Source organism: Streptomyces sp. (assembly GCF_031181705.1).
Taxonomy (GTDB): domain Bacteria; phylum Actinomycetota; class Actinomycetes; order Streptomycetales; family Streptomycetaceae; genus Streptomyces.
In genome coordinates this window covers 35,601-45,677 of the sequence record NZ_JAPSKN010000031.1, presented here as the reverse complement: position 1 = coordinate 45,677, position 10,077 = coordinate 35,601, and the positions used below count along the sequence as shown (strand labels likewise).

Annotated in this window: 8 protein-coding genes; 4 read left to right on the top strand and 4 right to left on the bottom strand. The window is 73.8% G+C overall.

Annotation, left to right across the window (positions count from 1 at the left end; genetic code table 11):
• The first annotated feature begins 853 nt into the window (after window positions 1-853).
• Window positions 854-2,056 (top strand): amino acid deaminase/aldolase, encoded by a 1,203-nt coding sequence (locus RIN80_RS09365; RefSeq protein ID WP_309095058.1) that lies wholly within the window; start codon window positions 854-856, stop codon window positions 2,054-2,056.
• A 12-nt stretch (window positions 2,057-2,068) separates the two neighbouring features.
• Here RIN80_RS09365 and RIN80_RS09360 read toward each other — a convergent pair whose 3' ends face one another.
• From RIN80_RS09360 to RIN80_RS09345, 4 genes are read right to left on the bottom strand one after another with little or no spacing between them, the layout of a single operon-like run.
• A complete protein-coding gene (locus tag RIN80_RS09360) occupies window positions 2,069-2,977 on the bottom strand; it encodes a DUF2510 domain-containing protein (protein WP_309095062.1) in 909 nt (302 codons plus the stop codon).
• Between the two features lie 48 nt (window positions 2,978-3,025).
• The gene (locus RIN80_RS09355; RefSeq protein WP_309095057.1) at window positions 3,026-3,811 is read right to left on the bottom strand and encodes a 3-oxoacyl-ACP reductase; all 786 of its coding nucleotides are present in this window, start codon (window positions 3,809-3,811) and stop codon (window positions 3,026-3,028) included.
• Window positions 3,808-5,181, bottom strand: coding sequence for an aldehyde dehydrogenase family protein (locus RIN80_RS09350; RefSeq protein ID WP_309095056.1), 1,374 nt, complete (start codon window positions 5,179-5,181; stop codon window positions 3,808-3,810). The genes RIN80_RS09355 and RIN80_RS09350 overlap by 4 nt, the downstream gene beginning before the upstream one ends.
• Before the next feature lie 56 nt (window positions 5,182-5,237).
• Entirely contained in the window at window positions 5,238-6,608 is a 1,371-nt protein-coding gene (locus RIN80_RS09345; protein ID WP_309095055.1) for a glutamine synthetase family protein, read from the bottom strand.
• Between the two features lie 86 nt (window positions 6,609-6,694).
• Between RIN80_RS09345 and RIN80_RS09340 the strand changes: the two genes are divergently transcribed.
• The 3 genes from RIN80_RS09340 (at window position 6,695) to RIN80_RS09330 (ending at window position 9,736) form a co-directional block, all read left to right on the top strand.
• Window positions 6,695-7,429, top strand: coding sequence for an FCD domain-containing protein (locus RIN80_RS09340; protein ID WP_309095054.1), 735 nt, complete (start codon window positions 6,695-6,697; stop codon window positions 7,427-7,429).
• A 149-nt stretch (window positions 7,430-7,578) separates the two neighbouring features.
• Window positions 7,579-9,024 carry an ethanolamine permease gene (gene eat / locus RIN80_RS09335; protein WP_309095053.1) on the top strand — a complete coding sequence of 482 codons (1,446 nt, stop codon included), beginning with the start codon at window positions 7,579-7,581 and terminating at the stop codon, window positions 9,022-9,024.
• A gap of 37 nt (window positions 9,025-9,061) precedes the next feature.
• Entirely contained in the window at window positions 9,062-9,736 is a 675-nt protein-coding gene (locus RIN80_RS09330) for a gamma-glutamyl-gamma-aminobutyrate hydrolase family protein (RefSeq protein ID WP_309095061.1), read from the top strand.
• The last annotated feature ends 341 nt before the right edge of the window (window positions 9,737-10,077 follow it).

Below are 10,077 nucleotides of genomic sequence, written 5' to 3'. Positions count from 1 at the left end.
CGCCCCCGGCCGGGCGCGACCACCCACCAGCCGCCTCGGACGAACCCCCGGCAGGGCCGCCCTCAGCCGCACGCGCGGACCCATGAACCGCGCCTCCACGGCCGCCCTCGGCCGCAGGGGACCTGTCGGCCGACCCTGCACGGCCGCCCTCGGCCGGGCGCGGTGAGCTGCTGGTCTTCTGCGGTGACGTGCCCGACGGCGGCTGCGTGCCGCCTCGTGCGGTCAGGCGGAAGGGACGCGTGGATGTCCCGGGGGCGGGGCCGCGGTCGCCCTCCGGGCGGGGCGGCGTGTCCGGGAAGCGGGACGAGGCGCGGGGCGGCGGAGGTGACGTCGGCTCGTCGCCCCGGGGCGCGGTCGCGCCGAAGCTCGGAAAGCGGGGGCCGTACGGGCGGCGGTCGTTCGAGGTGCCGTCCTCGGCGGAGCCCGCCGTACCGTCCGGGCCGGAACCGGTGCCGTCCGGCGTCGGCGCGTCGCCGGGGGCGAAGAATCCGGGGCCCTGCGGGCCGGACGCGGACCGCGGGGCCTCCGTGGGGGCCGGTGGATGCGCGGGGCGTGGGGGGAAGGAGGCGCGTCGCGCTTCCGTGCTCATGCACCCCCCGTTTCCCCGGCCCGGGCCGCTGCGCGCGCGGGCCGCTGTCGTTCCGCCCGAGGCCCGGCACCGACGCGTCCGGGCACACATACCCGTACGGACGGAGCGTCATCCCGGCACGGCTGAGCGGCCGGCGTCGTCCACCGTACGTGCGCGTCACTCTACGGCTTGTCCCGGGGCGAACGGGAACCAGTCCGCGAGCCCGGGGCATCTGCCCGGAACGTCCCCCTACCCTGCGGTAATCCGGTCTGGCAGGCTGCGTTCATGACTGCGCGCGCCGCCGACCGTGCCCGTTACGACCGGGCCACCGCCCATCTCGACGCCCCCCTCGCGATCGTGGACCTGGACGCCTTCGACGCCAACGCCGACGACCTGGTCCGCCGTGCCGGGGGCAAGCCCGTCCGGGTCGCCAGCAAGTCCGTGCGGTGCCGGGCGCTGCTGGAACGCGTCCTGGCCCGGGACGGCTTCGCGGGGATCATGTCGTTCACGCTCGCCGAGTCGCTGTGGCTGGCCCGGTCGGGGTTCGAGGACGTGCTGCTCGCCTACCCCTCCGCGGACCGCGCCGCGTACGCCGAACTGGCCGGTGATCCCAAGCTCGCCGCCGCCGTGACCGTCATGGTCGACGACGTGGCGCAGCTGGACCTGATCGACGCCTCCCGGGGCGGCGGGCGCGAAGTCGTGCGGGTGTGCCTGGAGTTGGACACCTCGCTCAGGCTGCTGGGCGGGCGGGTGCGGATCGGGGCCCGGCGCTCGCCGCTGCACTCCCCCGCCGAGGTCGCCGACGTGGCCCGCGCGGTGACCCGGCGGCCCGGGTTCGAGGTCGTGGGGATCATGGCGTACGAGGGTCATGTCGCCGGGGTCGGGGACGCCGTGGCGGGGCGGCCGTTGCGCTCGCGTGCCGTCCGGCTGATGCAGGCCGCCGCCAGGCGCGAACTTGCCGAGCGGCGCGCGGAGGTGGTGCGCGCGGTGCGGGCCGTGGTGCCGGGGCTGGAGTTCGTCAACGGCGGGGGCACCGGGTCGGTGCAGCACACGGCGGCCGAGGACGCCGTCACCGAGATCGCGGCCGGTTCGGGGCTGTACGTGCCGCGGCTGTTCGACAACTACACCTCGTTCCGCGGCAGGCCGGCCGCCCTGTTCGCGCAGCCCGTGGTGCGGCGGCCGGGCGTCGGGGTGGTGACGGTGCTCGGCGGCGGGTATCCCGCGTCCGGTGCGGCCGGGCCCGACAGGTCGCCCGTGCCGTACCTGCCCGAGGGGCTGCGCTACGACCCGCAGGAGGGAGCCGGTGAGGTGCAGACGCCGCTGCTCGGCTCGCCCGCCGACGACCTGCTGATCGGCGACAAGGTCTGGTTCCGGCACGCGAAGGCCGGCGAGCTGTGCGAGCGGTTCGACACGCTGCATCTCGTCGAGGGCGACGCGGTGACGGCGACCGTGCCGACCTACCGCGGCGAGGGGCACACGTTCCTCTAGCCGGCTGCCTCGTCAGTCCGTCGGGCCGATGCTGCTGCCCACGCCGCCGCCGGTGTCCGCGTCGCCGACCGCGCGGATGCCCTTGGTGATGCGGTCCATGTCGGCCAGCGGCGGCCCGTCCGCGCCCGCGTCGAAGACGAAGCGGACCAGGACCGGCGACTCGGTGCCGACGCTGGAGGGGAAGACGAGCGACTGCACGTAGCCGCCCGGGCCCTTGGCGGTGTGCACCCGCCAGCGCACGAAGTACCCCGCACGGCCCGCCACCGCGACCGGCCCGGACGTGACGAGCTCGTGGGACTCCATTCCCCCGTAGGGCTTCTGGCCGATCGCGTCGCGGTCGAAGGCCTCCTTGGCGGCGTCGGAGATGTCCGCCTTGGCCAGGGCCTCGGGTGAGGTCTCGTCGTTCGCGGTCACGGTGCGGGAGACGACCAGGCCGTGGCGGCAGACCGCGCCGTCGCCGGGGCAGTCGTAGGTGCCGTCCGTGGTCATGACGACGTCGTCCTGGGCGACGTACCGGGGGCGGACCCAGCCGTCGAGGAGCGGGAAGGTGACGCCGTTGAGCTGGTCCTCGACGACCGAGGGGTCGTCCGGGGGCGGCTGGGAGGCGGACTCCTCCGGGGTCGGCTCCGGCGATTCGGGCGTGGCGGAGGGGGTGGGCGTCGGGGCCGTCCTGGTCTCCGCCCCGCCGTCGTCGCCGCTGCCGAGGACCACCGCTCCGGTGACGACCGCCGCGACCAGGACGGCCGCCGCCGCGACCAGGGCGACGGTCCTGGCCCGTCCGGTGCCGCCGCCCGGCGGCGTGGCCACCGGGACGGTGGGGGCCTCGGGCGTGCGGCGGTGCTCGGTCCAGGCGGTGCCGTCCCACCAGCGCCGCAGGTGCGGTGCGTGCGGGTCCGGATACCAGCCGGGTGGGGGCGTCATGCTCATCCCGGCACTGTAGGCCGCGATCCGGGCCGCGCGGACACGGGCTTACAGGGGTGTGACGTACGCCCCCGCGATGCCGCCGTCGACGAGGAAGTCGGTGGCGTTCACGAAGGAGGAGTCGTCGCTGGCGAGGAAGGCCACCGCGGCGGCGATCTCGTCGGCCTCGGCGAAGCGGCCCAGCGGGATGTGCACCAGGCGGCGCGCGGCCCGCTCCGGGTCCTTGGCGAACAGCTCCTGCAGCAGCGGGGTGTTGACCGGCCCCGGGCACAGGGCGTTGACGCGGATGCCCTCGCGGGCGAACTGCACGCCCAGTTCCCGGGACATGGCGAGCACGCCGCCCTTGGAGGCGGTGTAGGAGATCTGCGAGGTGGCCGCGCCCATCCTGGCCACGAAGGAGGCCGTGTTGATGATCGAGCCCTTGCCCTGGCGCCGCATGTAGGGGATGGCGGCCTTGCAGCACAGGTAGACGGAGGTGAGGTTGACCTCCTGGACGCGCTTCCAGGCCTCCAGGCCCGTCTCCAGGATGGAGTCGTCGTCGGGCGGGGAGATGCCGGCGTTGTTGAAGGCGATGTCGACGCTGCCGTAGGTCTCGTAGGCGGTGTGGAAAAGGGCCTCGACCTCCTCGGGGTCGGTCACGTCGACCTTCACGAAGGTGCCGCCGACCTCTTCGGCGGCGGCCTTGCCGCGGGCCTCGTCGACGTCGCCGCAGACGACGTGCGCGCCCTCGGAGGCGAGGCGGCGGGCGGCGGCGAGTCCGATGCCGCTGCCGGCTCCGGTGACGACGGCGGTACGGCCGACCAGACGGCGGCAGATGATGTCCTGGGCAGTCACTGTGCGGGGCCCTCCGTGCTGATGAAGACGTTCTTGGTCTCGGTGAAGGCGGCCAGGGCGTCGGGGCCGAGTTCGCGGCCGACGCCGGACTGCTTGTAGCCGCCGAACGGGGTCCAGTAGCGGACGCTGGCGTGGGAGTTGACGGACAGGTTGCCGGCGCGGACGGCCCGGGAGACGCGCAGGGCGCGGCCGACGTCCCGGGTCCAGATGGAGCCGGAGAGGCCGTAGGGGGTGTCGTTGGCGAGGCGGATCGCGTCCTCCTCGTCGGTGAAGGGCAGCAGGACGGCCACGGGGCCGAAGATCTCCTCGCAGGCGGCGGGCGAGTCCGGCCGCTCCCCGGTGAGGACGGTCGGCGGGAACCAGAAGCCTCGGCCCTCGGGGGCGCCGCCGCGCAGGGCCGGGGCGTCGTCGGGCACGAAGCCGCGGACCCGGTCCAGTTGCCGCCGGGAGATCAGCGGGCCCATCTGCGTCTTCTCGTCGGCCGGATCGCCCACCACCACGGCGGACAGAGCGTCGGCGAGCAGGCCGTGGACCTCGTCGTACACGGAGTCCTGGACCAGGACGCGGGTGCGGGCGCAGCAGTCCTGGCCGGAGTTGTCGAGGAACGAGAAGGGGTCGACGGCGGTCTTCAGGTCCGCGTCGGCGAAGACGATGTTCGGGCTCTTGCCGCCGAGTTCGAGGGTGACCGGCTTGACCTGCTCGGCGGCGAGAGCGGCGACGCGCGTGCCGGTCCGGGTGGAACCGGTGAAGACGATCTTGGCGACTCCGGGGTGCCGCACCAGCGCGTCGCCGGTGATGTCGCCGCGGCCCGGCAGGACCTGGAAGAGATGCTCGGGGAGCCCGGCCTGCAGGGCGAGTTCGGCCAGGCGGAGGGCGGTGAGCGGGGTGGTCTCGGCGGGCTTGAGCAGGACGGCGTTGCCCGCCGCGAGGGCGGGGGCGGTGCCCCAGGCGGCGATCGGCATCGGGAAGTTCCAGGGGGCGATCACGCCGACCACGCCGAGCGGTTCGAGGATCGTGACGTCCAGGCCGCCGGGCACCGGGATCTGCCGGCCGGTGAGCCGCTCCACTCCCCCGGCCGCGTAGTCCAGCAGATCGCGGACGTTGCCGGCCTCCCAGCGGGCGTTGCCGATGAGGTGGCCGGCCTCACGGACCTCAAGGCGGGCCAGTTCCTCCAGGTGCTCGTCGACGGTGGCGGCGAAGCGGCGCAGGAGCCGGGCGCGGTCGCCGGGGGCGAGGGCGGCCCAGGTCCGCTGCGCCCGGGCGGCGCGGGCGACGGCCGTGTCGACGTCGGCCGGACTCGCGCCGGCGACGGTGGCGACGACCTCCTCGGTCGCGGGGTTCAGTACTTCCAGCAGGTGCTCGGAAGACAACTCTGCGGACTCTGCGGACTCTGCGGACTCTGAAGACTCTGAAGACAACGAGGGCCTCACAGGCGTTCGAAGGAGCGGCGCAGCTCCCAGTCGGTCACCGCGGCGTCGAAGGCGTCCAGTTCGACGCGCGCCATGTTGCGGTAGTGGGCGACGACCTCGTCCCCGAAGGCCGCCTTGGCGATGGCGCTGTGCTCCCAGAGCTCGGCGGCCTCGCGCAGGGTGGTGGGGACGTGGGCGAAGTCGGCGGTGTAGGCGTTGCCGGCGCAGGGCTCGGGCAGGTCGAGTTTCCGCTCGATGCCGTGCAGCCCGGCCGCGACCAGTCCGGCGACGGCGAGGTAGGGGTTGACGTCCCCGCCGGGCAGGCGGTTCTCGAAGCGCAGCGAGCGGCCGTGGCCGACCACGCGCAGCGCGCAGGTGCGGTTGTCGTGGCCCCAGGCGACGGCGGTCGGCGCGAAGGAGCCCGGCTGGAACCGCTTGTAGGAGTTGATGTTGGGGGCGTAGAGCAGGGAGAACTCGCGCAGGGCGGCGAGCTGGCCGGCGAGGAAGTGCCGCATGACGTCGGACATGCCGCCGTGGTCGTCGGAGGGTCCGGCCATGGCGTTGTTGCCGTCCGCGTCGGCGAGCGAGAGGTGGATGTGGCAGGAGTTGCCTTCGCGCTCGTTGTACTTGGCCATGAAGGTGATCGACATGCCGTCCTGGGCGGCGATCTCCTTGGCGCCGGTCTTGTAGACGGCGTGCTGGTCGCAGGTGACCAGGGCGTCGTCGTAGCGGAAGGCGATCTCGTGCTGGCCGGGGTTGCACTCGCCCTTGGCGGACTCGACGGTGAGGCCGGCGCCGGCCATCTCGTTGCGGATGCGGCGCAGCAGGGGCTCGATGCGGCCGGTGCCGAGGACGGAGTAGTCGATGTTGTACTGGTTGGCCGGGGTCAGGCCGCGGTAGTTCGCGTTCCAGGCCTGTTCGTAGGTGTCCTTGAAGACGATGAACTCCAGCTCGGTGCCGACCTGGGCGGTGTAGCCGAGCTCGGCCAGGCGCTCCAGCTGGCGGCGCAGGATCTGGCGGGGGGCGGCGACGACCGGGGAGCCGTCCTCCCAGGCGAGGTCGGCCAGCACCATGGCCGTGCCCTCGTTCCAGGGCACCCGGCGCAGGGTGGCCAGGTCCGGATGCATGGCGAAGTCGCCGTAGCCGCGGTCCCAGGAGGACATCGCGTAGCCGTCGACGGTGTTCATCTCGGTGTCGACGGCGAGCAGGTAGTTGCAGCCCTCGGTGCCGTGGTGGAGGACTTCGTCGAGGAAGAAGCGTGCGGCGAACCGCTTGCCCTGGAGCCGCCCTTGCATGTCGGGGAAGGCCAGGACGACAGTGTCGATCTCACCGCCGGCGACGAGGGCGTGCAGTTCCTCGACGCTCAGCGGGGGTGTGCGGTCTGCCACGGGAGAGCCTCCTTCGGCTTCTTTCGGCGAGCCGGGAGCCATAAGGTATTGCGGAGAACCATTGCTTGGGAAGGGGGTACGGCCACATGCCGGAGGAATCGGCCGGCGGGGTGCGGGACCGGCTGGCGCCGGTACTGCGGCCGGTGCGCGCGGGCAACGGCTTCGAGGAGGCCCTGGAGCAGATCCTCCAGGTCCTGCGGCTGGGCCTGGTGGCGGGAGGCGAGCGGCTGCCGGCCGAGCGGGAACTCGCGGAGCGGCTCGGGATCAGCCGGGTGACGCTGCGCGAGGTGCTGAAGGTGCTCCAGGACCAGGGTCTGGTCGAGTCGCGGCGCGGGCGCTACGGGGGCACGTTCGTACTGCCGCGCACCGACGCCGGCGGCGAGGACGAGCTGCGGCGGCGGATCGCCGAGACCGACATAGAGGACGTGCTGCGGTTCCGGGAGGTGCTGGAGGTCGGCGCGGCCGGGCTGTGCGCGGCGCACGGGCTGACCGGGGACCAGGAGGCCCGGCTGCGCGCGGCGCTGGCGGCCACGCACGACGCGCCGCTGAGCGACTACCGGCGCCGGGACACGCTGCTGCACCTCACGCTCGCCGAGCTGTCCGGCTCCCCCACGCTGACCGCCCAGTACGCGGCGGTGCGCGCGAGCGTCAACGACCTGCTCGACTGCATCCCGCTGCTGGTCCGCAACCTGGAGCACTCCCAGCGGCAGCACACGGCCCTGGTGGAGGCCGTGATCGAGGGCGACGCCGACCAGGCACGGGAGATCATGCGCGAGCACTGCGGGGGCACGGCGGCCCTGCTGCGGGGGTTCCTGGGCTGAGCCGGGCCGCGGCCGGGCGCTGTGAGGATTTACGGGCGATTAACGCACGGGGCTTGCCTTCCCTCGGTCGGCACCGCAAAGGTATGGCCTCATTCCATTGAGTCGTAGCGCGCTCGACCCCGTGACCGCCGCCCGTCGGGAGTCTGCCCATGTCCGAGGAACCCACCACCCCATCCGTCGCCCCCGAGGGCGACGACTACCTGGAGCGCAGAGCGCTCCGCCGCGGCAGCGCCGGCTGGGTGCTGCTGACCGGCCTCGGTGTCGCCTACGTCGTCTCCGGCGACTACTCGGGCTGGAACTTCGGCCTGGCCGAGGGCGGCTTCGGGGGCCTGGCCATCGCCATGGTGCTGATGGGCGCCATGTACGCCTGCATGGTCTTCGCCCTCGCCGAGCTGTCCTCGATCCTGCCCACCGCGGGCGGCGGCTACGGTTTCGCCCGCCGCGCGCTGGGCCCCTGGGGCGGCTTCCTGACCGGTACGGCGATCCTCATCGAGTACGTCCTCGCCCCCGCCGCGATCGTCATCTTCATCGGCGACTACGTCGAGTCGCTCGGCCTGTTCGGCCTGGAGTCGGGCTGGCCGCTGTACCTGGTGTGCTTCGCGATCTTCCTCGGCATCCACCTGTGGGGCGTGGGCGAGGCACTGCGGTTCAGCTTCGTCGTCACGGGCATCGCGGTGGCCGCCCTGGTCGTGTTCGCGCTGGCCGCCCTGCCGGACTTCTCCTTCGGGACGCTGGACGACATCCCGGTCGACGCCTCGGCCGCCGGGTCGAACTCCTGGCTGCCGTTCGGGCTGCTCGGCATCTGGGCGGCGTTCCCGTTCGGCATGTGGTTCTTCCTGGGCGTCGAGGGCGTGCCGCTGGCCGCCGAGGAGACCCGGGACCCCGCCCGTACGCTGCCGAAGGCGATCCGCTGGTCGATGGGCATCCTGGTGGTGCTCGCGGTGGTCACGTTCTTCGCGGCGGCCGGGGCGCGCGGGTCGGCGGCCGTGCAGGAGGCGGGCAACCCGCTGGTGGAGGCGCTCCAGCCGGACGGCGAGGCGACGACCCTGAGCCGGATCGTCAACTACGCGGGTCTGGCGGGCCTGGTGGCCTCCTTCTTTTCGCTGATCTACGCGGGCTCGCGCCAGCTGTTCGCCCTCTCCCGCGCGGGCTACCTGCCCCGCTTCCTGTCCCTGACCAGCCACCGCAAGGCGCCCTACCTGGGCCTGCTGGTGCCCGGCACGATCGGTTTCCTGCTGGCCGCGGTGTCCGGCAACGGCGCGCGCATGCTGAACATCGCCGTCTTCGGCGCGACCATCTCCTACGCGCTGATGTCCCTGTCGCACATCGTGCTGCGCCGCCGCGAGCCGGAGCTGCCCCGGCCGTACCGCACACCGGGCGGGGTGCTGACCTCCTCGGTCGCGCTGGTGCTGGCCTGCGCGGCGCTGGTGGCGACGTTCCTGGTGGATGTGACGGCCGCCTTCATCGCGCTCGTGGTGTACGCCGTGGCCGTCGCGTACTTCGGCCTGTACAGCCGTAAGCGGCTGGTGGCGAAGGCGCCGGAGGAGGAGTTCGCGGCGCTGGCCGCGGCCGAGGCGGAGTTGGCACGGGACTGAGGCGTCGAGCGAGGAGGAGTCTGCCGTGGCCAGGCCGTTGATCGGGGTCAGCACCTACTTGGAGACCGCTGCGCGCTGGGGCGTGTGGGAGTTGGAGGCGGCGTTGCTGCCGGTCGGCTACCCCCGGCTGGTGCAGCGGGCCGGGGGTCTGGCCGCGATGCTGCCGCCCGACGCCCCGAAGCGGGCCGCGGAGGCCGTGGCCCGGCTGGACGGGCTGGTCGTCGCGGGCGGTCCCGATGTGGAGCCGGTGCGCTACGGCGCCGAGCGCGACCCGCGGACGGGGCCGCCGGCGCCGGAGCGGGACGCGTGGGAACTGGCCCTGATCGACGCGGCCCTGGCGGGGGGTGTGCCGCTGCTGGGGATCTGCCGGGGCATGCAGCTGCTGAACGTCGCCCTGGGCGGCACGCTCGTGCAGCACCTCGACGGGCACGCGGAGGTCGTGGGCGTGTTCGGCGGGCACCCCGTCAAGCCGGTGCCGGGCACGCTGTACGCCGGGATCGTGCCGGAGGAGACGTCGGTGCCGACCTACCACCACCAGGCCGTGGACCGGCTCGGCGAGGGCCTGGTGCCTTCGGCGTACGCGGCGGACGGCACGGTGGAGGCGGTGGAACTCCCCGCTCCCGGCTGGGTGCTCGGGGTGCAGTGGCACCCGGAGATGGGAGACGACCTGCGGGTCATGCGCGCGCTGGTGGAGGCGGCGGCTGCGGGGTGACCGCACCCGCCGGCGCGTGGAGGCGGCGACGTCGCAGTGCCCCGTGCCCGGCCGACGCGTGGGGGAGAGCCGGCGCTCGACGCGGTCGACGACGGGTGCGAGGTCGACGGTGACCGGGGCGGCGGCGCGTCGGCGAGGAGGCGGCAGCGTCGGAGCGACCCGCGCCCGCCCACGCAGGGAAGCGGCGCCTTCGGAGTGACCCGCGCCCGCCCACGCAGGGAAGCGACGGCTTCGGAGTGACCCGCACCCGGCCGACGCAGGGAAACAGCCGCGCCGCAGTGACCCCCGCCCGCGGACACATAGAGGCGGCCGCGCCGCGGCAACCCGCGCCCGGCCGACGC

Excerpts from the sequence above, each read along its gene's own strand:
- RIN80_RS09365 (WP_309095058.1), top strand. The coding sequence starts at position 854 with ATGACTGCGCGCGCCGCCGACCGTGCCCGTTACGACCGGGCCACCGCC.
- RIN80_RS09360 (WP_309095062.1), bottom strand. The coding sequence starts at position 2,977 with ATGACGCCCCCACCCGGCTGGTATCCGGACCCGCACGCACCGCACCTG.
- RIN80_RS09340 (WP_309095054.1), top strand. The coding sequence starts at position 6,695 with ATGCCGGAGGAATCGGCCGGCGGGGTGCGGGACCGGCTGGCGCCGGTA.
- eat (WP_309095053.1), top strand. The coding sequence starts at position 7,579 with ATGTCCGAGGAACCCACCACCCCATCCGTCGCCCCCGAGGGCGACGAC.